This window comes from Rhizobium sp. L9 (assembly GCF_002531885.1).
GTDB lineage: Bacteria > Pseudomonadota > Alphaproteobacteria > Rhizobiales > Rhizobiaceae > Rhizobium.
Genome location: NZ_NWSZ01000024.1, coordinates 142,648 through 165,414, shown reverse-complemented (window position 1 = coordinate 165,414; position 22,767 = coordinate 142,648). Strand labels below are relative to the sequence as shown.

The window sequence follows — 22,767 nt, the reverse complement described above, 5'->3', positions numbered from 1 at the left end:
GGAAGTGCGGCAACGCATGAAGCTTACCGGTACTAATAGCTCGATCGGCTTGATCGTTCTCATTGTTCATGCTCATCAGCCAAAGGCTGATGATGCCTGACCTTGTCCTGACGCGCCAAGGGCGCTGCGGACGGCCCGCGCCACAAAGCGCGACGGCCTCTGGCCTGTATGGGTGCCACAAGCTCCCGCAGCCGGAAAGATCAAAGACGTGTTCAAAACAAAACAGGCTTACGCCTGCCAGCTTCTCAAACAACAAGTTGCGCTTTGCCGACCTGGTGGTTATGGCGGGGTGGCTGCACCCGTTCCCTTTCCGAACACGGCCGTGAAACGCCCCTGCGCCCATGGTACTTCGTCTTAAGACGCGGGAGAGTAGGTCGCTGCCAGGTCTGCAAATCGCAACTCAGTTGATAAAATCTTCTCAATCACAAGCCAACGGCCCAAAGCCGAAACAAAGGGCCGCTCAACGCGGCCTTTCGTGTTATAATCAGTCCGCGGGGTGGAGCAGCCCGTTCGGCCTAAGATCGATCCACCGGATCGATCTCTTAACGGCCTCACCTCGTCAGGCTACGCCTGACATCGCTCCCGGGCTCAGACAGTCCGGAATAAAATAACGCGGGGTGGAGCAGCCCGGTAGCTCGTCAGGCTCATAACCTGAAGGCCGCAGGTTCAAATCCTGCCCCCGCAACCAAACCTTCCATAAACACAACACGCAAAAAGCCCGCCTCATGGCGGGGTTTTGCGTTTCTGGCAGCGGGTCGAGGAGTTAACGCCTAGTCAGCGGTCTGCAAGCAGGCGAAGCCGACGCCGCGAGACTGAAAACCCAGATCCTTCGCCCGCAACCAATTCAACTTGCAAGTCGCTTGACAGAAAGCGCCTCGACATACCCTCGAGGAGCTTTGGCGTTTATGCTGGGCGCCCGGCTCCCAGGACGCCGGCTGACCTGCTAGGGAACTTTCATTCGGCAGCGATGAGAGCCTCGGCGGTTTCTGATACCCAGGACCGCGCGGTGCAACAGGCGGAAATGGGAAGCCTTCATCTCGCACAGCGAACTACTCTTCTTAAAACGTCCTGAGCCCGAAGGCATCATAGCCAGCGACGGCAAACGGCATAACGGCGACGGCATTGTGTGAGGTGCGTCGCCGTTGTACCATGTAGTCTGACAAGTGTGCGCAGTGCTCATTGTCGAGCCGGAGCCAAAGCGCGGTCGCGCGCTTCAACCCGATGAATAAGTAGTCCGGATCATGGAACTTATCGTCGCCCTTGGCCTAATCGTCTTGAAGGTCGCGTTCCTGATTGCGATCCTGCTGTTGCTACCATTGCCGCTCACCTGGCTGGAACGCAAGGTCGCCGGGCACATCCAGCAGCGGATGGGGCCGATGCGCGTGGGATGGCACGGGCTGTTGCAGCCGGTGGCGGACGGAATCAAGCTCCTGACGAAAGAGGATCACATCCCGGCCGAGGCCGACCGGTTCCTGTTCAAACTGGCACCAATCCTGGCGCTCGCTCCGCCCTTTGTGGTGTTCGTCGCGATCCCCTTCGGCGAAACTGTCTCGGTCCTCGGCCACGGGATCACGCTCTACGTCTCCAACCTGAATGTGGCGCTCCTTTTCGTTTTCTCGGTGATCGGGATCGAGGTCTATGGCGTCATCTTTGGCGGCTGGGCCTCCAACAGCAAATACGCTGTCCTGGGCAGCCTCAGAACCTGCGCCCAGATGATCAGCTACGAAATCCCGATGGGGTTCGCGGTCATCGGCGTGGTCATGCTGGCGCAGTCCATGAGCCTTCTCGAAATCGTGCGGGCGCAGGCCGATGTCTGGAACATCGTCTACCAACCGGTCGGGTTCTTGGTGTTCTTCGTCGCCGGATTGGCCGAAGCGCAGCGCATTCCCTTCGACCTGGCGGAAGCGGAAGGGGATCTAGGGGCCGGGTTCCATACCGAATACAGCGGTATCCGCTTTGCCTTCTTTATGGTCAGCGAATATGTCATCGTATTGCTTGTGTCGGTCTTGGTGGTGATCCTGTTCTTCGGCGGTTGGAACGGTGTTCTGATTCCCTTGCCACCGCTCCTGTGGTTTGCTCTCAAGGTCGCGTTCTTCGTCTATGTGTTTATTTGGTTCCGCTTCACTTTCCCCCGCTACCGCTACGATCAGTTGATGGCGATCGGATGGAAGGTCTTGCTTCCTCTGTCGATGGCGAACATAATTATAACCGGTGTACTTTTAGGGGTCGTAACGACCCCGTAGCGAGGCGGCGATGTCGCGCGCGCAGGACAGAGTTGGAACATGGGTTGGCTGGGCGTTCTTCGCCGATCTGGCGAATGCCTTGGCTCTGACCTTCGGATATCTGTTCTCCAAATCCGTGACCATGCAATATCCGGACAACGAAAAATGGCTACCCTACTCGCGTTACCGCGGACATCATTTTCTGAAGCGTGATGAAGAGGGCGAGATCAAGTGCGTAGCCTGCGAACTCTGCGCGCGGATCTGTCCCTGCGACTGTATCGAAGTCGTCCCGTACGAGGACGAGAAGGGCAGCCGGCACCCGGCGAAATTTGAAATCGACACAGCCCGCTGCCTGTTCTGCGGGTTGTGCGAGGACGCCTGCCCGGCGGATGCAATCGCGCTTGGGCAACAATACGAATTTTCCAGTTTTTCCTCTGCTGACCTGGTGATCGGGCGCGACGATCTGCTCGCCAAGCCGGGTAAGGCGGCAACCGGCGGTGGCGTGGTCGCCGCGCGCCTGAATACGAAGAAGGACGTACTCGTCGAGACGAAAGAGACGCACGGCTACAACTGGTGGCGGAATATCCGGCGAACATGAAAGCGCCAGCCATCAAACCGAAGCGCTCGAACAGGAGGCTCAGATGTTTGTCGGTGAAATCATGAAGAACAAGGGTGTCGGTGTCATCGCAGTCGCCCCCGATCAGACGATGGTGGAGGTACTGAGGTTGTTTCGAGACAACAATATCGGCTTCGTCGTCGTGAGCCGATCAAACAGCAAATACCTCGGTACAGTGTCGGAGCGGGATTGCTGCAATGCGGTGGCGGAATACGGGGCCGCGGCAGCGGCGATGCGGGTCGCGGACATCATGAACCGCAATGTCGCGACGTGTTCGACACAAGATCTGCTACCCGTCGCGATGGGGATCATGACCCAGCGGCGTACGCGCCATGTGTTGGTCACGGATGGAGGCAACGTTGTCGGCGTGGTCAGCATCGGAGATGTGGTTAAGCACAGGCTCGACGAAGCGCAGCGTACAGAGCAGGAGCTGCAGGATTACATATGCGGGACCAGGTATCACTGACGCCGCCCACTCGATGTAATGACGCTGGGGCGGGCAGCTTGCCACGGAGTCTTGCGGTGCCCCCGATCCCAAATCCTCAAACCCCGCGCCAGATCCGGCCTGGGGGGGCGACCTCAGGAGTGGCATGCGCCTTCTGGACTTCCACCACGCATGGATATTCGCCCCGCCGCAGCAGGCTGTTGAGACGCAAGGCTCTATAGTTTTCCGGAACGAAGACGAGGCCCTTGGGAAACCGCCTGTCGACCTTGAGCTGCGCCGACAGTTCGCCCTGGCCGGAACGCACGATTACCTGATCGCCATCCGAAAGGCCAAGCTCCGCAGTATCCTGCGCGCTCATCGCGACATAGGGATCGTTCGCGACTGTGTTCAGCGTGTCCGACCGTTCGGAAAGATATCCGTTGTGGAACAGGCAGTCGCCGGTGATCAGCATGAGCCGGTCGGCTGCTGTTGGAGCGGACGGCGGCGCAAGGAACACGCCAGCCGATAGTGTTGGCACCGCCTTGGTGAATGCGCCGTCGCCGCCAAGTCCGTCCTGCGTCAACCCCTGATAGGCCGGAATCAGCCGGGCAATCTCGTCGAAAATTTCGCCTCGCGTCGATGGCGGCAACGCCTGGCTGCGTAGCGCGGCGACGAAGTCGATAATCGCCAGATTGCCCCGCGCGTCGAAGACGGGCTCACGGAATTTGCGAACATTCTGGATCCGGCCCTCGTTGTTGGTGAACGTTCCGGATTCCTCGCCGTATCCCGCCGCGGGCAAGACGACCTCGGCCATGCCCGCCGTATCCGTGAGGAACGCGTCCTGCACGATCAGGAGATCAACTGCGCCAAGCGCCGACGTCACAAAGTTCCGGTCGGGATAGGCGATCAGGGGGTCGGTTCCGACGATGTAGAGCGCGCCCATCCGGCCACCGACGCAGAGCTCCAGCATGGCATCGAGATTCGCGCCGGGTTCAGACGGGATTTGGGCGCCCCAGTTTCGTGCAAGAGCTGCGCGCGCCGCGTCATCGGCGACTGCCCGCAGCCCCGGCAGAGCCGCCGGCAAGGCCCCCATGTCCCAGGCGCCCAGCTGGTTGGCACGGTCGAAGAGAAATTGCATCGCCGGGCCTTTGCCTAGCAGGCGGAGAACCTGCAGCAGGTTGTAGAGCTGCAGCAGCGTCGCGCGCGCTTCGGGTGATCTCAGGAGGTCGACGCTGACAAGCACGGTGACGCTACGGGCTTCCTTGAGCGCGGTGGCCAGACGATCCGGCCCGTCGCTGCCGGTGCCCGCTGCCGGCCTGCCGACCATCGCCCCGATGTCCGCAAATGCGTCGCCCGGCAAGGTCTGACGGGCCACCGCCATGAGCGCGGCTACCACCGCCGCAAGGCTTGCCTCTTCTCCGCCCGGCGGCACGCGTACCACCACCCTGGCATCGGCGTCCAGGCGCGAGGGCCGCGCCGAAAGCATCAGCAATCCGGCCTGGCGCCGCCGCGCGGCGTCTCGCAGCAGGTATTCGGTGACGGGATTCTCCTCGGTCACGTTGCCGCCGACGACGAGCACGCAGTCGTTGCCGATTACGTCGGCCAGCGGTGTGCGGCTGTAGAAAGTTCCCAATAGCGGGCCGAGCGTATCGAAGGGCGCGGCCCAGCGTGACGAACAATCAATGTTGTTGGTCCGGAATACTGTTCGCATCAGCTTCTGGAACTGATAAAGCACCTCGTTGGGCAGGCGAGGCGAGACCAGCCCGCCGGCCTCCTTGCTCTCGACAGCCAACAGTCGCCGGCGCAGATAATCCCCCGCTTCGTCCCAGGAAACCGGGACCAGGGCGCCATCCTGACGGATCATTGGCTGCTTGATCCGGTCCCGGCTTGCAACGAAATCGAGGCCGAAGCGTCCTCGCACGCAGAGAGTTTCGTGGTTGACACCTTCGTCCCACTTCGAGCGCACCCGCATGAACTCGCCCTTGCGCGTGCCCACTGTCAGCTGGCAACCGGTGCCACAATGCGGGCAGATCGTGTCCGTCTCTACGAGATCCCAGGGGCGCGCCTTGTAGCGGTAGGGGAAGCTCATCAGCGCGCCGACCGGGCAGACCTCGACGCAATTGCCGCACTGGTCGCAACTCGCCAGACTGCCCTCGAAGCCGGTGACGGCGGTATCCATGCCTTTCTCGACGGTGCCCAGCGCCACCGCGCCGACGACCTCCTCGCACATCCGGACGCAGCGCTGGCACTGGATGCAGCGGTTGACGTTCATGATGATAACCGGGCTGAGGCGAATGTCCTCGGAGTGGAACACACGTTTGTCATCGCGGAACTGGCTTTCGCGGGGCCCATAGGCCATTACCATGTTCTGAAGCTCGCATTCGCCGCCCTTGTCGCAGATCGGGCAGTCGAGGGGGTGATTGGCGAGCAGCATGTCGAGCATGGAAGAGCGCGTTTCCTCGATCAGAGGCGTATTCGTCCGCACGACCATGCCATCGGTGACCGCAGTAGCGCAGGACGGCTGCAGCCGCCGCAGGCCCTCGATCTCCACCAGACACATGCGGCAGGAGGCCAGCGGCGGCAGACGCTTCAGATAGCAGAAGGTCGGAATATCGATGCCCAAATGCCGGGCGGCCTGCAGCACCGTCGAGCCAGCCTCAACTTCCAGCGTTTGTCCATCGATCGTGACATTAAGCATGGTTCCTCACAATCCTGATCCAGCACACTCCTTCAGTGAAACGGGCACCTGCGCTCCTCGACATGGGCGACGAATTCATCTCGGAAGTGCGCGAGTGCTGCCCGCAATCCCATCGCTGCACCGTCACCCAAGGCACAAAACGTATTGCCGAAAATGCCCTTGCAGAGCTTCTCCAGCTGCTCCAGATCGCCGGCAGCACCTTCGCCGGCCTCGATCCGGCGCAGGACCTTCGCGACCCAGTTCAATCCTTCCCGGCAGGGCGTGCACTTGCCGCAGGACTCATGGTGGAAGAACTCGACGATCCGGGTGGCGACCTTGACCATGCAGGTGCTATCGTCGATCACGATAACGCCAGCCGAACCGAGCATCGAGCCGGCGGCAGCCAGCGAGTCAAAATCCATCCTCACCTCCAGCCCGTGTTCAGGGATGACCGGCGCTGAGACCCCGCCCGGGATCACTGCCTTGATCTTGCGTCCCCGCAAGGCCCCGCCGGCATGTTCCTCGACCAGCTCGCGCAGCGGTATGCCCATCGGCAACTCGTAGAGACCGGGTTTGCGCACCTGTCCGCTGAGGCAGTAGAGCTTCGGGCCGGGGCTCTTGTCCGGGCCGATGCCGCGGAACCAGTCCGCGCCCCGCGCCACGATATGCGGCACGCAGGCCAGCGTCTCGACATTGTTGATTACAGTCGGGCTGGCATAGAGCCCGGCCACGGCCGGAAACGGCGGCTTCAATCGCGGCTGCGCCCGCTTGCCCTCGAGCGACTCGAGCATCGCAGTCTCCTCGCCGCAGATATAGGCGCCGGCGCCGCAGTGTATGTGTACCGCGAAATTGAAGTCCGAGCCCAGAATGCGCTTTCCGAGATAGCCCTTTGCGTGGGCCTCGGCGATCGCTTGCTCCAGACGACGGATCGCCGTCACATATTCTCCGCGAACGTAGACATAGGCGGTTTCGGCCCCGATCGCGTATGCACTGACCGCCAGCCCCTCGATCAGTTGATGCGGGTCGCGCTCCATGATGATCCGGTCCTTGAACGTGCCCGGCTCGCCCTCATCGGCGTTGCAGCACAGGTAAGTCGGCTTGCCGGTGCGCTTCGGCACGAAACCCCATTTCATGCCCGTTGGGAATCCGGCACCACCGCGACCGCGCAGGTTGGACCGTTTGACGAGGTCGATAACCTCGTCAGGCGTGTACTCGCGCAACGCCTTCGCCAGCGCCTGATAGCCGCCGCCAGCCTCGTAAGTCGACACCAAATGACCGTCCGCCACATCGACATTTTTCAGAAGAACCGGCTCGAACATGGCGCTACTCCCCCGGCAGCCGCGCAGAGATGTGCTCGACGCTCGCGGCTCCCGCTATCGCCCGCAGTCTGTCCAGCAGTGCGTTTACCCGCGCCACATCAAGGTGCGCATGGTAATCGTCGCCGACCTGCATCACCGGAGCCATCTCGCAGGCGCCGAGGCATTCGACCGTCGAAAGCGTGAACAGCCCGTCCGGGGTGGTGCCGCCTTTCCTGATCCCCAGCACTGTTTCCAGATGGTCTAGCAGGCCCTCCGATCCGCACAGCATGCAGGAAACATTGTTACAGAGCTGCAGGTGGAACATCCCCACCGGTTCGGTATGGAAGAGGGTGTAGAAGGTCGCCAACTCGTAGACCCAGATTCGCTCGACTCCGAGAATGTCGGCGACCTCTTCCAACACTGGCCCAGGCAGATGGCCATGTTCTTCCTGCGCGATCAGGAGCGCGGGCATGATCGCAGAGCGCTGGTCGGGATAGCGCGCCGCCGCCTCTTCGATCTTTTCCCGCATGGTCATCGCATTCAAATCCTTGCTACTTGTCCACCTCCGCCATCACAGGGTCGAGGCTGCCGAGCACGGCGATCATGTCCGCCAGATAGCGGGCGTTGGTGACCCCGAAGAGGGCCTGAAGGTTGACGAACGAGGGTGCCCGCACCTTCATGCGGAACGGTTTTGGCGACCCGTCGCTGATGATGTAAAAGCCAAGCTCGCCCTTTGGCGCCTCGATCGCCGAATAGACCTCGCCCTTCGGCACCTTGAAGCCGTAGGCCGACAGGTCGAAATGCTGGATCAGCGCCTCCATCGAGCAGTGCACCCGATCCTTGTCCAGCGGGAAGGCGATTGTCGGCATGTCGATCTGGAACGGCCCCTCGGGCATCTGGTCGATGCATTGTTCGATGATCCTTATGCTCTCGCGCATCTCATCGACGCGGCATCGCCAGCGTGCATAGCAATCGCCCTCGTCACGGGTGATGACGTTGAACGCCAGCCTATCATAGATCTCGTAGGGCTCGTCGCGGCGGATGTCCCAGTCGACACCGGAAGCACGCAGGTTCGGGCCGCTGAGGCCGAGATCGATGCCATCCTCTGCGGAGATCACGCCGATCCCCTTCGTGCGATTGAGAAACACCCGGTTATCTTCGAGCAGTCGCTCATAGTCGCGGATACGGTTCGGGAAAATGTCGCAAAACTCCCGGATCTTGGGGAAGAACCCGTCAGGCAGGTCCTCGCGCACCCCGCCGACCCGGCAGAAGGACGTGTGCATGCGCGCACCGGTGATCATTTCCAGGAGGTCCATGATCATTTCGCGCTCGCGCATGACGTAAAGCAGCGCGGTCATGGCGCCGAGATCCATCGGCAGCGCGCCCGTGATCAGGAGGTGACCGGAGATTCGTGCCAGCTCGGCCATCATCACGCGGATATATTGCGCTCGGATCGGCGCTTCTATGCCGAGGAGTTTCTCCACCGCCAGCGCGAAGGCGAGGTTGTTCGAAGGCGGACAGAGATAATCGAGCCGGTCTGTCAGTGGGAAAATCTGGGTATAGGTGAAGCTCTCCGCCAGTTTTTCGGTGCCCCGATGGAGATAGCCGATATGCGGATCGACGCGCTCGACGAACTCGCCGTCCAGTTCGAGAACGAGCCGAAGAACCCCATGGGTGCTGGGGTGCTGCGGACCGAGGTTGAGAAGCACCTCCCTGGTATTGAGCGCTTCACCCTCAGGCCTGCTGAGCTCGGTGACTTCAGTCATCTCAATGTTCCGGCGTAGAACGGCCCCCTTACGGAATGTCCCTGGTGGCAAGGTCGGGCTGCGTTGGCGGCGGACCCTCGGCACCGAAGGGGTTCAATTTGTCCTTATAGCCCCTGAGGGGGAAATCCTTACGCTGTGGGAAGCCCTCGAAGCCTTCCCACATGTAGATCCGGCGCAGATCGGGATGTCCCTCGAACCGGATACCGTACATGTCCCAGGCCTCACGCTCATGCCAATTGGCGGTACGCCAGACTCCCGTGACCGACGGCACGTCAGGAGGATCGCCAAGTCGGCACTTGATGCGGACCCGCCACCTGTTGGGCAGCGAATAAAGATGGTAGACCGCCTCGAACCGCGGCGCTTCGGGGTAATGATCGACGCCGCAAATGTCCGAGAGGAAATTGAACTGCAGCGCCGGATGCTCTTTCAGGAGCCGGCAGAGCTCAACGATCCTCTCGGGCGGAACGGCAAAGGCGTCGATACCGTGCGCAGTGCCGAGGTCGTCGATTGTTTCTCCGAAGCGCTCCATGATCGGAGCGCGATTGAGGGACGGCTTCGCACTCATGACGCTATAACCCGATCCAGAGGTGTGCCGGCGAGCGCCCGGGACTTCTTGATCTTTTCTTGAAGCAGGAGGAAGCCGTGCATCAGCGCCTCGGGCCGGGGCGGACAGCCGGGCACATGCACATCGACTGGCACGAAGGTTTCCGATCCCTGCACCACGGCATAGGTGTTGTAGACGCCGCCCGAAATAGCGCAGGTGCCCATGGCGATCACCCAGCGCGGTTCCGGCATTTGGTCATAGAGCCGCCGCACGACGGGCGCGAATTTCCGGGTCACGGTGCCGGCGATAATCATGACGTCGGATTGTCTCGGTGAAGGGCGGAACACCACGCCGAACCGGTCGAGATCGTAGCGGGCGCAACCGGCCGAGATCATTTCGATGGCACAGCAGGCAATGCCGAAGGTTTCCGGCCACAGCGCCGATCGCCGGCTCCAACTGATGATGCTGTCGGCCGTGGTGAACAGCACGCTGTCGCGGATCGCGTTGTTTACGCCTCCCATTCCAGCGCTCCTTTCAGCCAGGCGTAGGCGAAGCCCACGAGAAGCAGCAATATGAAAATGAACATCTCGATATAGCCGACCAGTCCGATCTCTTTCAGGACGACGGCCCAGGGAAAGAGGAACATCGCTTCGACATCGAAAACGACCAGCAGGATCGCGAGGATAAAGAACGGCACCCTGAAGCGGCCCGCCGCCGCCTCGCCCGCTGCGTCCATGCCGCATTCATAGGGCATGTTCTTGGCGGGATAGGGATTGGATGGGCGCAGCAGCGAGGAAACGAACAACGTCACCCCCGCCACCAGAACGACTCCGGCGATCATGAAAAGAACCGGCAAGAATTCCATTGCAGCCATATCACTGCACCGGTTGCCCACTGACCTCATCGCGAACCGGTAGATCGGTCACGCCACGGGGCGACTTGGGCAATCCTTCCTCCGTCTTAAGTCTATTCCCTCGGTGTGATCATTGCAAATCCAATCGCTCACCCGCCAAGGACCGAATCTTGGGCAAGCTTCAGGAACCACGACGGAAATAGCCCGATGCCGATGGTGCCGGCGGCGGTGACGGCGAGTGTCGCGCCCACCAGAGGCGTCAGCGCCGGGGCGAACGTCCTCTTCGGCTCGCGCATATAGATCACCATGACGATGCGGATGTAGAAATAGGCGGCGACGGCGCTGAGCAGCACTGCGATTACCGCCAGGATGACGAAACCATGCTGGATGAGGGCGACAAGCACGTAAAACTTGGCGAAGAACCCGGCGGTCGGCGGAATGCCGGCCAGCGAGAAGAGATAGAGTAGCATCAGGAGCGCCAGCCCCGGATGTGACTTGGCGAAACCTGCATAGTCTTCGATAACCTCGCCCGAGAAATCGCCGTTCCGCATCATGATGACGGCGCCGAAAATGCCGAGATTCATGATGGCGTAGATCAGCAGATAGAGCATCACGCTGGCGATCCCATCGGCGCCACCAGCGGCCACGCCGAAAATGGCGAAGCCGGCATGGGCGATGCTGGAATAGGCCAGGAGACGCTTGAAATTGTCCTGCACCAGCGCCACGAAGCTTCCGAGCGCCATCGTCATCACCGCAATGACGGCAACGATGATCCAGACGTCCGAGGCTGCGACCAGAGGGTTGAGGAATACCCGCAGGATCACCGCGAACCCCGCCGCCTTGGGGCCCACCGACATGAAGGCGGTGATCGTTGTCGGCGCGCCTTCATAGACGTCCGGCAGCCACATGTGGAAGGGAACCGCGCCGACCTTGAAGACCAGCCCGGCGACGATGAAGACCACCGCCAGCAACAAACCTGGATCGAGCGGATCGCCAGTCACGGCCGCAGCCATCCCGTCCAATTGCGTCGTGCCGGTGAGCCCATAGACCAGCGAAACGCCGTAAAGGAAAATCCCGGTCGAGACCGCGCCAAGGATCACGTATTTCAGTGCGGCTTCGTTCGACCGCCGCTCATGCCGCAGGAAGCCGGTCAGCACATAGGTGCAAATCACCATCAGTTCGAGGCCCACATAAATCGACAGGAGATCGGTCGCCGAGGCCATGATCATCATGCCCGAAAGCGCTAGGAGCAGCAGGACATAGTATTCGCTGCTCCCGATCCCTTCGATATCGGCATATTTTCGCGAAAGGAGGAATGTCAGAACGGTGGCTAAGTAGAAAACCAACTTGAAGAAGACCGCGAAGCGGTCGGCGATGAACATGCTCGTGTAGGCCGGCCGCACCTCGCTCGCCAGCATGAGTGTCGCCAAGGCGGCAATCAACACGACCGCGATCGACGCCCAGACAAGGAAATGTTCCTGTCCCTTTCGCACGAACTGTCCCAGGATCAGCAGGATGCAGGCGCCGGTGATCACCACGATCTCGGGCAGGCTCGCCAGGGCCGACTGGAAAAGCAGGGTAGCGGTCATGGGCCGTTCCCCCTGCTGTGCACGTCCGTCAGCAGATGCTTCACCGAGGCATCGATGATGTTGAGAAAGGGTTTCGGATAGAACCCAACCCAGACCACGAAGACGGCCAGCGGCAGGATCGCAGCCATCTCACGGGCGTTCACGTCGCGGATCTTCAACCGGGCGCCGACGCTCGCCGGGCCGAGCGCGACTTTCCCATACATGCCAAGCAGATAGGCGGCCCCCAGCAATGCGCCTAAAACGGCAGCCGAGCCGGCGATGAAGCTGGCCGCGAACCCGCCGGACAGCACCAGCAACTCGCCCACGAACGAATTCGTTCCCGGCAGCGCCATCGACGACAGGGTAAACAGTGCCAGAAACGTGGTGTAAACAGGCGCCACCTTCATCAATCCGCCATAGTCGGCGATGCTGCGGGTATGGGTTCGCTCGTAAATCAGCCCGACGAACAGGAACAGGGCGCCTGTCGTCACGCCATGATTGAACATCTGCAGGATACCGCCCTCGAGCCCGCGGAGGTTCAGTGCAAAAATCCCAAGCGTCACAAAGCCCATGTGGCTGATGCTGGAATAAGCCACAAGCTTCTTCAGATCGTCCTGCGCAAGCGCGAGCAACCCGCCATAGACGATCGCAAGCCCCGAAAGCGCCAGCATCAGCGGCGAATAATACATCGATGCTTCCGGCAGCATCGGCAGCGAGAACCGCAGGAATCCGTAGGCGCCCATCTTCAGGAGCACTCCGGCGAGGATAATGCTGCCCGCCGTCGGCGCCTGCACATGGGCGTCCGGCAGCCAGGTATGGACCGGCACCATCGGAACCTTGACCGCAAAAGCGACCAGGAAGGCGAAGAACAGCCAGGACTGGATCCGGAATGGCAAATCCTGTTCCGTCAAAGCGAGGATATCGAAGGTCCTGCCACCGTAGAAATAGAGCACGATGACGCCGATCAGGAACAGGAGGCTGCCCGCCAGCGTGTAGAGGAAAAACTTGATCGCCGCATAGACCCGACCCTCGCCGCCCCAGACGCCGATGATGAGATACATCGGGATCAGCATCGCCTCCCAAAAGACGTAGAAAAGGAAGAGATCGAGCGCGCAGAAGACGCCGAGCATCAGCGCTTGCATGAAGAGCAGGCAGATCATGAATTCCTTCGCCTTGCGGTCGATCGCGACCCAGGAGGCGAGCACGCAGATCAACCCCAACAGTGCGGTCAGGAACACGAAGAGCGCGCTGATTCCGTCGATGCCAAGGGCATAATTGATCCCGAGCGCGGGCACCCACGGGTGCGTCTCGGTGAACTGCATGGCATGGATCTTGGTGTCGAATCCGACCAGCATGGCGATGCAAAGAGCAAGGTCGAGGACGGTGAAAGAGAGCGCGCTCCACCGCACTACATCGTCATCGCGCAGGAACATGAGAACCGCGGCCCCGACAACGGGTGTGAATATGATGAGGCTGAGCAGCGGGAAGCCCATGGCACCCCCTACCGCCACGCCACGACGAAGACGGCGGTGGCTGCGATCAAACCGACGATCATCGCCAGCACGTAATGGGTCACGACGCCCGTCTGGAGCCGCCTGAGCCGCCCGCCGCCGTGCAGGATCGAGTGGGCGACGCCATTCACGACGGCATCGACGCCGGTCAGATCGAGCCGGAGTCCTGCCCGCGCCGCGCCGTGCAGCAAGGGCAGCGCCGCGGTCTCGGAGACATTGCTCACCGCCTGCTCATAGCGCGCCAGCGGCCTTTCGGCGAGCCACATGAAGGCCCGCGCACCCTTGCGGTAAAACCAGTCGGTGTCGAGGCTGATCGTGTTCTCGGGATCGAGTGCCCAGAGGAACAGCACGAACCCCAGGGCGGTGAACATCAGCAGCCCGAGGCTCTCCGTGACATGCGAACCCGTATAAGGTTCGAAATCCACCGGATAGGGCAGAAGCGCATAAAGCGGCTGGGGGAACACCCCGATCGCAATGCAGAGCACCGCCGCAATGCCCATGGCAATCAGCATGTTGCGCGGCGGCTCGCACGCCTCCAGGTTCCGGTCCGTCCCGAAGAACATGTAATAGGGAAGCTTGAGGCCAGTGTGCAGGAACGTCCCGGACGATGCCATGGTCAGCGCCAGCACCACCAGTGCGCGGTGATCCGCTCCTGCGGCCGCTATCACCATCGATTTGGTGACGAACCCCGAGAAGAACGGGAAGGCCGAGATCGCGAAGGCGCCGACCATGTAAAGCGCCACGGTCAGCGGCATTGTCTTGTAAAGCCCGCCGAGCTCGGTGAGCTTGCGTCGGCCGGTGACGTAGATGACTGCACCGGCACCCATGAACAGCAGCGCCTTGTAGAGGATATGCGCGAAGGCGTGGCTGGCGGCTCCGTTCAGCGCCATCTCGGTGCCGATGCCGATACCCGCAATCATATAGCCCACCTGGCTGACGATGTGATAGGCGAGAAGCCGTCGGCAATCGTTCTCCAGCACCGCGTAGATGACGCCGTAGAGCGCCATGATGGTGCCGAGCCAGACAAGGAGCTCGGTCCCCGGAAAGGCTCGCGCCAGCACATAGACGGCGGTCTTGGTGGTAAACGCGCTCATGAACACCGCCCCGGTGACGGTCGCCTCCGGATAGGCATCGGTCAGCCAAGCATTGAGCGGCGGCACGGCGGCGTTGAGGATGAAGCCGGCGAGGATCAGGTAGTCGCCGACCTCCATTCCTCCGTTGGTGAGGGCCCCCGCGATCGGGCCGAAAAGCAGTGAACCGGTGGCGAGCCCGTGGGAAATGATGCCGCCGAGCAGGACGACGCCGCCGGTGATATGGACCATGAGGTAACGGAACCCGGCCCGGATTGCCGGTCCACCACGCTGCGCGAAGACCAGATAGGCGGAGGCGAATGCCATGCCCTCCCAGAACAGATAGAGGGTCAGGTAGTCACCCGCAAACACTACGCCAAGCGCGCTGCCGACATAAACGAATGCCGCCACGTGCTGGCCGGTATCCGTCAGGTGCAGCGCGTAGACCATGCCGATCAACGCCATGATGGTGAAAACGGTGGCGAAGACGATGCTGAGCTTGTCCACCTTCGCGATCAGGATCTCCTGCCCGATGAATCGCGCTTCGCCATAGCTGCCCGGTTCCATGGCAAGTACGGCAAGGATCGCCAGCGCAGGGATCAGCAGCAGATAGGCCTTGCGGACCGACCCGCTGAGGAAAGGGATCGGCACGGCGCCAAGAATAAAGAGCAGAGCTGGATGGATGAAGTCAGTCATAATAGTCCTCGCGCCGCATCAGCCCGACCCGATGGCCGAGAAACTTGGAAACGAAGATAAGCAGGACGCAGGAGACGAAGCCGTAGACGGCGGACCAGCCCGGCAGCCTGTCCCACAGATATTCGGCATGTTCGCGAGAGACCAGAAAGTCGGCGACGACGATCAGGACCAGCACGAGGTAGAACAGTCGGCGGCGCGGCCTCGCATACTGCTCGGCACCAAAGAAGTCGACGACACGCTTGATCATCGGATCACTCCATCTGCCAGAGTAAGAAAATAGCCCGGAAAAATGCCCATCAGCACCGACAGGATCGCCGTCGTGACCAGCGGAATCGTGACCAGCGGAATTTCACGGACCGTCGTCCGGCTTTCCTGCTTCTCCGCCTGGAAGAAGGCGGCATAGCTGACCGGCAGGAAATAGGCGGCGTTCAGGACCGAGCTCACCAGGAGCACGACCAGGAACGCCGTCTCTCCAGCCGCCGCGGCGCCCTCCGCCAGATACCACTTGCTGACGAAGCCCGCGGTCGGCGGTATCCCGATCATGCTGAGTGAAGCGATGAAAAATGCCCCCATCGTCCAGGGGAGCCTGCGGCCGATACCGGCCATGTCGCTGATGTTGCGCTTGCCGGACGCGCAATAGATCGAGCCGGCGCAGAAAAAGAGCGTGATCTTGGAGAATGCGTGCGCCGCGATGTGGATGATCCCGCCGACCATCGCGACCGGCGACAACAGAACCGCGCCCAGCACGATGTAGGAGAGCTGGCTGACCGTCGAATAGGCGAGCCTGGCCTTCAGGTCGTCCCGCGTGAGGGCGTAAACCGACGCCATCAGGATCGTGAACGAAGCCAGATAGGCCGTGGCGATGCCGAGGCTCAGCCCACCCACCAGCCCCGTGCCGAAGACATGGAACACCACCCGCAGCACGCAGAACACGCCCATCTTGACCACTGCCACTGCATGCAAAAGCGCGCTGACCGGTGTCGGCGCGACCATCGCGGCGGGCAGCCAGGCATGCATGGGCATCACAGCGGCCTTGGCGAAGCCGAAAAGATAGCAGAAATAGACGACCGTCAGCAGCGCCGCCGAGGCATCGCTCGCCGCCAGCAGCCCTCCCGCGACAAAGTCGAGCGACCCCGCAATATGGTAGGTCAGCGCCAGTGCGGCGAGCAGCGCGCTTTTCGAGGCGCCCATCAGATAGACGAGGTACTTGCGGCCGCCCCTCCATCCCTCCTCGTCCTCGTGGTGATAGACGAGCGGATAGGTAACGAGACTGAGCGCTTCGTAGAAGATCACCAGCGTAAACAGATTGGCGGCGAAGGCGCCTCCCGCGGCGGCCGCAAGACTGCTGGCGAAGCAGGCGAAGAACCGGGTCTGCGCATGCTCCTTCAAATGCCGCATATAGCCGACGGAATAGATCGCCGCCACGATCCACAGAAGCGACGAGACGGTGGCAAACACCATGCCGAGCGCATCGACCCGGAAAGCAAAGTCGATCCCCGGCAGAACCTCGAACAGGCGCAATTCGACCGTCCCGCCCGCCAGCACCGTGGGCGCCATCGACACGACAATCGCGAACATTGCGATCGCGGCCAATGGCGAGACCAGATCGCGAAGTCTCTCGCGGTTATGCAAAAGGAGAACTGCAAGGGCCGCCAGACCGGCGACGGCGATGGCAAGCAACGGCCGGATCGATACAACCGGGTCCAAAGCCGCTATCCTTTCATCACCGTCACGTCGTCGATCTTGAGGGTGGATTTGTTCCTCACGAGGGCAACCAGGATACCGAGGGCGACGGCAACTTCCGCCGCGGTGATTGCGATGACGAAGATCGCGAAGATCTGCCCGCGGAAATCGGCGTGGTAACGGCCGAAAGCGATGAAATTGATGTTGACCGAGTTGAGCAGCAGCTCCAGCGACATCAGTACGATGAGAATATTGCGCCTGAGCAGCACGCCCGCCGCTCCGATCACGAACAGGACCACTCCGAGCACAATATACCACCAGAGCGGAACCATCACCCCTGCTCCTTCCGCGCCAGCATGATGGCGCCGACCAAGGCCGCCAGCAGGATTACGGAGGCGGTTTCAAACGGCAGGAGATAGTCGGCGAAAAGGGCTGTGCCAAGCTGCCTGACGTCATCGCCGCTTCGCATCGCGACGGGCTCCATGACCGAAAAGCGGTTGCTCCAGAGCACCAGCACGAGCATCTCAACCCCGAGCAGGGCGAGCAGGACCAGCGCTGGGAGGTTGCCGCCTGGGAGGAACCGCTGCAACACCGCTTCGCGCACATCGATCATCATGATCACGAACAGGAACAGGACCATGATCGCGCCGACATAGACGAAGATCTGGATAACCGCGAGCAACGGTGCCTGGAGCAAGACGAAGATTGCCGAGACCTGCAGGAAACACGCCATCAGCGCCAACGCGCTGTGAACCGGATTGCGTGCCAGGACCACCGTCAGGGCCGTGATCACGGATACCGCAGCGAACAGAAGAAAGAACCCCTGATCCATCGACGTCGACCCTCCGACGCGAACTGCCACTCGGCGCGAGACGGCCGGATTCGAGACTGCGCCGCAACTTCAGATGCCTTCGCAAATTGTGCCCTAGTATCGGATTTTTCACAAGATTATTGTCATCGGGGGAGCAAGATCGAGCCGGTCCGGACGTGGCCGACGGGTCGCTTGCCAAGCACGCGCTTTCGATCGGATCGCACCTATTTTATTATTCCATAGGCAAATGGGATTACCCCGTAGGTACCTAGGTTTTGTTTACGGCGTAGTGGGAAATTTCTTGCAACTAACACCGGCTGTTCCGCCGAAGTTGCAAGTTTCTCTGCCATCAGGCCTCGGCATCCAAATAACAATGCCCGCCTAGGCGCGGGCTTGTTTGTTTGACAACGGGTCGAGGAGTCTTACCGCGTATCCTGATCCAGGCGCGTGCGGATCGCGTTCATCTGCTCGATCTCCGCACGCTGGCCGCGCGAGATGTTGGCGCAGAGAGCAACCAGTTCAGGATCGTTGAGGGCTGCTTCCCGGCACATGAGGATTGCACCTGAATGATGCGGCACCATAGAGGCGATGAATTGGCGGTCGTCTATGAGAGCCTGTGTGCGAGTGCCTGCAAAGGCCGCGACGAACAGGATCACCAGGCCGGCATGAATGGCGGCGTTTAGCTTCCTGTTCCGGTACATGCCGCCCATGGTGGCGAGCATGATGATGCCCATCGGGGCCACCATCGTTAACGCCATGTAGAGCATGTTGAGATTATTCCGGAAATCGCTCCAGCCGTCGATCATTGAAAACATCACGAAGTACATGGCGATCAGGCTGAGGATCATGTTGACCGCGAACATGGAATAGGGATGCCTGCTCATCCCCTCATGTCGGGAATTGTGGTGGTTGCGCATTGCTAGCTTCCTTCCGGCCTCCGGACCGAGTCGGAAGGCGGTTAGAGCAATTCCAGGAAAGTGCGAAGCCGTTTCCCTCCGGAATCGCGTAAATCCAAAAGGTCGGAGCGGTTCTGCGCTTCCGTGAAAAGCTGAACCGCTCCAGATGTTTCCGAGGCAACAACTCGGAGGCATATCGCCTTAACCTTGCATAAGCGGGTTGGTTCCCGGATCGGCAGCAAGAGGATCAGACATGGCCAGCGCGCACGACTTCGATGCCATTATCTAGTGTCAGCCCAATCTTTCGGCCGGCTAATCCCCCTCTTTCAGGGAGAAGGCCAGCACATAGTCGCCGAGATCAGTCGAATTTGCCGCTCCGCCAACCGAGACCAGCACATATTGTTTGCCTGTCCTCGGTGAGACGTAGGTCATCGGCGTCGCACTCGAGCCGACCGGCAGAGGATGTTTCCAAAGCTCATTGCCGTTCTCGGCGTCATAGGCGCGAATGTAATAGTCCTGGAAACCGGCAAAGAAGACGACGCCGCCGGCAGTCGCAGATGTGCCAGCATAGGTCGGCAGGCCCATCGACATGGGTAAATTCATCTTGATCTTGAACGGTCCGAGCTGTTCAGCAGTCCCGGCCGGCACCTGCCACGCGATTTTGCGTGTGTTCAGATCCACTGCTGTCACCATGCCCCATGGTGGCTGCGTGCAGGGAATGCGCAGTCTCGACGTCCACTTCTCGGTCGTCATACCATAAGGTGTGCCGCGCTGTGGAGCGGAAGGGCCGTGCGCCGTCGTGACGAGGGCGAAATCGACGTAATCGGCCCGCGGAACGAGGGCGAAGATGCTGGGTACGCGGATGTCGTTCATGAAGACGCGGTTGTTGGGTAGGTCGACCGAGACGCTTCCCCAGTTGAGGCCGCCCAGATTTCCCGGCTGCTGAAGTGCAGGATGCGTGCCGATCGGGGTGAAGTCCCCGTCGTAGCGCATCTTGCGAAAGGCGATGCGGCAGGCCAGCTGATCGAACATTGTCAGGCCCCAGGCCCGCTGCTCGGTGACGCGTTCCGCGCCGATCGTCGGCATGCCGACCGAATAAGGCTGCGTCGGCGACAGTTTCTCCTCCGGCGCGCCTCCCCTTTGCGGCACCGGCTTTTCCTGAACTTCGGCGAGGGGAAGGCCGGTCTGGCGATTGAGCAGGAAAAGCTGCCCACGTTTGGTGGACTGCAAGATGGCGGGCACAATGGCGCCATTGCCATCGGGCAGGTCGATCAGCGCTGGTTGGGCCGGCAGATCATAGTCCCAGATATCGTGATGCACGGTCTGGAATTTCCACCTCTCCCTACCCGTCGTCACATCGAGCGCCACCAACGTCGCGTTATACTGATCGGCGAAAGCCGGGCGATTGGCGCCGTAATAATCCGGCGTGGTATTGCCGAGCGGGGCATAGATGAGGCCGAGCTTGTCGTCGAAGGCCGCTGTCGTCCACATATTGGGCGTGGCGCGCGTATAGGTCTCGCCTGCCGGCGGAAGTTTGGTGATCGCAGGATTGCCGAGATCCCAGGCCCATTCGAGCTCGCCGGTCACCACATTGAATGCGCGGATGACGCCTGAGGGCTCGCCGACCTCCTGATTGTCGGTGACCCAGCCTCCGATGACAATCAGGTTGCGGGCAATCAATGGAGCCGATGTCTGGAAATAGTAGCCGGTCTTGACTTCACCCATGCCCTGGGAGAGCTGCACAGTACCGTTGTCGCCGAAGGCCGTGCACGGCGCGCCGGTCTTGCTGTCAATCGCGAGGAGGCGGGCATCGATGGTCGTCTGTATCAGACGCTCGTCGCAAAGGCCATCGGGCGATCGGTGTTCCTCCGGCATCTTGTAATAGCCGAGGCCCCGGCAGCGCTGCCAATAGGGCGCCGACGCTTTGGGGTCGAACGTCCAGCGGGGTTTTCCCGTATCGGCATCAAGAGCTGTGATCACATTCGTCGGTGTGCATGTGTAGACCGTATCCCCGATCTGCAGAGGTGTATTCTGATCGACGCCGTCGCCCCTTCCGGTTCGATATGTCCAGGCAAGGTCAAGCTGGGCAACGTTGCTGCGGTTGATCTGGTCGAACGGGGAAAAGCGATCTCCCGCAGTGCTGCGGCCATAGGATGTCCAGTCGGAAGGCGAGTTGTCGCCCTTGGCGGTCTTGTAAGCCGGGGTGTCTGCAGAAGGGCGGATCACCTCATGCGGGATGAAGGCAAGACCGAATCCTGCAGCAAACAGAATGGCGGCAAGCAGGGCGCCGCCGTGGAAGAGCTTTCGGTCGACGGTGGGCAAGCGCGCTGGTGCAAAGAGCAACGCAAATCCCGCCAGTGCGATGGGGGACATCAAGCGTGCGAAGAGTGCCCAGAAATTGGTGCCCGATTCCCATAACGCCCAGGGAAGAGTGAAAACGGCGACAAGCAGGACAATCAATGCGCCGAGAGGCTTCCGGCGCCACAGCAGAACTGCCGCAACGAGGTAGGCAAGTCCTGTGATTGCGTAATAGGGCGAGCCGCCGAGGCTGAGCAGCAAGGCGCCGCCTCCCATCAGGCCCAATCCGATAAAGGCGAGAACGATACAGAACAGAGCGGTCAGTAATTTCATCGTCTCCTCATCCAATTCGCTGCGCAATAGCCCGCATTCGTCTCCGACCATCGAACGGCGCCTCCGGCAGCACAGAGCGTTGGACCGATGGTCAGGTGTTCGTCCCGAAGACAGGCAGTCCCTTCAAATTTTTCATGATGTAGCTGCGGTCACTGACACGTGTCCCCGAGCCGGCAATGATGCTTGCGATTGCGTCAAAACTGCTGAAAGGGGCACTGATGGTTCTCGGTGAAAAGCTTGACCTGGCGAAGGGGCGGCCGACAGGATTTGACTACATGCGATTGCTGTTGGCCTTTTCGGTGCTTTGGATACATACGGCTCGTGTCACCTATGGCGATGATCTGTTTTTGTGGGAAACGCCCCTGCGTCCCTTTATCAAGTCGGTACTGCCCATGTTCTTTGCCCTGAGCGGGTTCCTGGTTGCCGGCAGTCTGGCGCGATCGAAGACGTTGATCTCCTTTCTTGGCAATCGGTTTATCCGGATTTACCCCGCTCTCGCAGTGGAAGTGTTGCTGGCTGCTTTTATACTTGGAGCGATCTACACCGAGTATGACCTCAGTAACTACTTCACCGACGCCCAGTTTTTTGCATATCTGCTGAATGTCACCGGACACATTCACTTCAATCTTCCGGGAGTGTTCCTGAACAATCCTGACGCCGCCATGGTAAATGGCCAGCTCTGGACCGTGCCTTTCGAACTTGAATGTTACGTCGCGATCGCCGTGCTTTTCCTGCTCGGCGTGGTCAAGCGGCGTGCAATCGCGCTGGTGGCAACGACGGCGTTGATCGTAGGTTTTGGGCTTGCGAGATATTGGAAGCATGAAAGCAACTGGGCATCCATGCCGACGACCGCGTCGGGGAATTTGCTGATCGGCGCCTTCCTCGTGGGCGTGACGATTTATCTCTACAAGGACAAGATTCTGTGGGATGTCCGCATCTTCATCGGTTCCGTTGCCGTCATATTGTGGGCTTACTGGTTCAGCTCTTTTGGGGACTTCGTTGCCATTCCGGCTATTGGATATGTAACGGTCTTTCTCGGCCTCACCTCGCCCCGCAAGCTCGGAGTGCTTCAGGGGGCCGACTATTCCTATGGCGTATTCCTCTATGGCTATCCCATCCAGCAGGCCTTCGTCGCGCTCGGACCCTGGGCGCATAACTGGTGGCTGAACGGGATCGTCTGCAGCCTGATTGTCACTTGTTTTGCCGCCTTCTCGTGGCACTTTATCGAAAGGCCTGCGTTGGGGTTGAGGAAACAGGTGACCTGGCTTGAGAACCTGTACCTGCAGCGCGGTTCAAGACGGGAGTTGGCCGGCGCGGTTTTGAAATAGGCTTCCGGTCGCCATCGGAGAGCCCGCAAACCGAAGCCGACCAGCGAAGAGTTCATCGCGATTTGCCGTCACAGCGGCTCTGACTGCTTAATGCTGATGCTGGGCTTATGCCATCGCATGATGCCTCAAGCAGTCATACCGTGTGACGCTTCAGTCGAGCCGTTCGATTTAGA

General features: G+C 60.7%; 20 protein-coding genes, 1 tRNA gene and 1 rRNA gene. 6 read left to right on the top strand and 16 right to left on the bottom strand.

Features of this window, described 5'->3' with window-relative positions:
* The first annotated feature begins 271 nt into the window (after nucleotides 1–271).
* The 5 genes from rrf (at nucleotide 272) to CO660_RS23590 (ending at nucleotide 3,304) form a co-directional block, all read left to right on the top strand.
* Nucleotides 272–386, top strand: a 5S ribosomal RNA gene (gene rrf / locus CO660_RS23610).
* Nucleotides 387–611: 225 nt separating this feature from the next.
* Nucleotides 612–688, top strand: a tRNA-Met gene (locus tag CO660_RS23605).
* 553 nt (nucleotides 689–1,241) lie between these two features.
* The gene (nuoH, locus tag CO660_RS23600; RefSeq protein WP_097600740.1) at nucleotides 1,242–2,243 is read left to right on the top strand and encodes an NADH-quinone oxidoreductase subunit NuoH; all 1,002 of its coding nucleotides are present in this window, start codon (nucleotides 1,242–1,244) and stop codon (nucleotides 2,241–2,243) included.
* Between the two features lie 10 nt (nucleotides 2,244–2,253).
* The gene (locus CO660_RS23595; RefSeq protein WP_097600739.1) at nucleotides 2,254–2,820 is read left to right on the top strand and encodes an NADH-quinone oxidoreductase subunit I; all 567 of its coding nucleotides are present in this window, start codon (nucleotides 2,254–2,256) and stop codon (nucleotides 2,818–2,820) included.
* Between the two features lie 43 nt (nucleotides 2,821–2,863).
* Nucleotides 2,864–3,304 carry a CBS domain-containing protein gene (locus CO660_RS23590; RefSeq protein ID WP_085779269.1) on the top strand — a complete coding sequence of 147 codons (441 nt, stop codon included), beginning with the start codon at nucleotides 2,864–2,866 and terminating at the stop codon, nucleotides 3,302–3,304.
* A gap of 76 nt (nucleotides 3,305–3,380) precedes the next feature.
* Here the strand turns inward: CO660_RS23590 and nuoG are convergent, their stop codons facing one another.
* The 16 genes from nuoG to CO660_RS23510 form a co-directional block, all read right to left on the bottom strand.
* On the bottom strand, nucleotides 3,381–5,960 hold the full coding sequence (nuoG, locus tag CO660_RS23585) for an NADH-quinone oxidoreductase subunit NuoG (protein ID WP_097600738.1): 2,580 nt from the start codon (nucleotides 5,958–5,960) through the stop codon (nucleotides 3,381–3,383).
* Nucleotides 5,961–5,992: 32 nt separating this feature from the next.
* Nucleotides 5,993–7,258, bottom strand: a complete 1,266-nt coding sequence (gene nuoF / locus CO660_RS23580) for an NADH-quinone oxidoreductase subunit NuoF (protein WP_097600737.1) — start codon at nucleotides 7,256–7,258, stop codon at nucleotides 5,993–5,995.
* A gap of 4 nt (nucleotides 7,259–7,262) precedes the next feature.
* Nucleotides 7,263–7,772 (bottom strand): NADH-quinone oxidoreductase subunit NuoE, encoded by a 510-nt coding sequence (gene nuoE, locus CO660_RS23575; protein WP_097600736.1) that lies wholly within the window; start codon nucleotides 7,770–7,772, stop codon nucleotides 7,263–7,265.
* 16 nt (nucleotides 7,773–7,788) lie between these two features.
* Complete coding sequence (gene nuoD, locus CO660_RS23570) at nucleotides 7,789–9,003, bottom strand: NADH dehydrogenase (quinone) subunit D (RefSeq protein WP_097600735.1); 1,215 nt, start codon at nucleotides 9,001–9,003, stop codon at nucleotides 7,789–7,791.
* Between the two features lie 28 nt (nucleotides 9,004–9,031).
* Entirely contained in the window at nucleotides 9,032–9,568 is a 537-nt protein-coding gene (locus CO660_RS23565; protein WP_097600734.1) for an NADH-quinone oxidoreductase subunit C, read from the bottom strand.
* Complete coding sequence (locus tag CO660_RS23560) at nucleotides 9,565–10,068, bottom strand: NADH-quinone oxidoreductase subunit B (protein ID WP_097600733.1); 504 nt, start codon at nucleotides 10,066–10,068, stop codon at nucleotides 9,565–9,567. Before CO660_RS23560 ends, CO660_RS23565 begins: the two co-directional genes overlap by 4 nt.
* On the bottom strand, nucleotides 10,056–10,421 hold the full coding sequence (locus CO660_RS23555; protein WP_097600732.1) for an NADH-quinone oxidoreductase subunit A: 366 nt from the start codon (nucleotides 10,419–10,421) through the stop codon (nucleotides 10,056–10,058). The genes CO660_RS23560 and CO660_RS23555 overlap by 13 nt, the downstream gene beginning before the upstream one ends.
* A 128-nt stretch (nucleotides 10,422–10,549) precedes the next feature.
* Nucleotides 10,550–11,989 carry an NADH-quinone oxidoreductase subunit N gene (locus tag CO660_RS23550; RefSeq protein WP_097600731.1) on the bottom strand — a complete coding sequence of 480 codons (1,440 nt, stop codon included), beginning with the start codon at nucleotides 11,987–11,989 and terminating at the stop codon, nucleotides 10,550–10,552.
* Nucleotides 11,986–13,461, bottom strand: a complete 1,476-nt coding sequence (locus tag CO660_RS23545; protein ID WP_097600730.1) for an NADH-quinone oxidoreductase subunit M — start codon at nucleotides 13,459–13,461, stop codon at nucleotides 11,986–11,988. Before CO660_RS23545 ends, CO660_RS23550 begins: the two co-directional genes overlap by 4 nt.
* Before the next feature lie 8 nt (nucleotides 13,462–13,469).
* Nucleotides 13,470–15,245 carry a Na(+)/H(+) antiporter subunit D gene (locus tag CO660_RS23540; protein ID WP_097600729.1) on the bottom strand — a complete coding sequence of 592 codons (1,776 nt, stop codon included), beginning with the start codon at nucleotides 15,243–15,245 and terminating at the stop codon, nucleotides 13,470–13,472.
* Nucleotides 15,238–15,492, bottom strand: coding sequence for a hypothetical protein (locus CO660_RS23535; RefSeq protein ID WP_097600728.1), 255 nt, complete (start codon nucleotides 15,490–15,492; stop codon nucleotides 15,238–15,240). The genes CO660_RS23540 and CO660_RS23535 overlap by 8 nt, the downstream gene beginning before the upstream one ends.
* Nucleotides 15,489–16,952: a monovalent cation/H+ antiporter subunit D family protein gene (locus CO660_RS23530; RefSeq protein ID WP_097600727.1), complete on the bottom strand. Its 1,464-nt coding sequence runs from the start codon at nucleotides 16,950–16,952 to the stop codon at nucleotides 15,489–15,491. The genes CO660_RS23535 and CO660_RS23530 overlap by 4 nt, the downstream gene beginning before the upstream one ends.
* Nucleotides 16,953–16,957: 5 nt before the next feature.
* Nucleotides 16,958–17,260: an NADH-quinone oxidoreductase subunit NuoK gene (gene nuoK / locus CO660_RS23525; RefSeq protein WP_097600726.1), complete on the bottom strand. Its 303-nt coding sequence runs from the start codon at nucleotides 17,258–17,260 to the stop codon at nucleotides 16,958–16,960.
* The gene (locus CO660_RS23520; RefSeq protein ID WP_085779254.1) at nucleotides 17,260–17,760 is read right to left on the bottom strand and encodes an NADH-quinone oxidoreductase subunit J; all 501 of its coding nucleotides are present in this window, start codon (nucleotides 17,758–17,760) and stop codon (nucleotides 17,260–17,262) included. Before CO660_RS23520 ends, nuoK begins: the two co-directional genes overlap by 1 nt.
* A gap of 401 nt (nucleotides 17,761–18,161) precedes the next feature.
* Nucleotides 18,162–18,656, bottom strand: coding sequence for a DUF305 domain-containing protein (locus CO660_RS23515; RefSeq protein WP_097600725.1), 495 nt, complete (start codon nucleotides 18,654–18,656; stop codon nucleotides 18,162–18,164).
* A gap of 291 nt (nucleotides 18,657–18,947) precedes the next feature.
* Entirely contained in the window at nucleotides 18,948–21,266 is a 2,319-nt protein-coding gene (locus CO660_RS23510; protein WP_097600748.1) for a membrane-bound PQQ-dependent dehydrogenase, glucose/quinate/shikimate family, read from the bottom strand.
* 218 nt (nucleotides 21,267–21,484) lie between these two features.
* Here CO660_RS23510 and CO660_RS23505 point away from each other — a divergent pair, with 218 nt between their 5' ends.
* Nucleotides 21,485–22,594 (top strand): acyltransferase, encoded by a 1,110-nt coding sequence (locus CO660_RS23505; protein WP_097600747.1) that lies wholly within the window; start codon nucleotides 21,485–21,487, stop codon nucleotides 22,592–22,594.
* Nucleotides 22,595–22,767 lie beyond the last annotated feature (173 nt).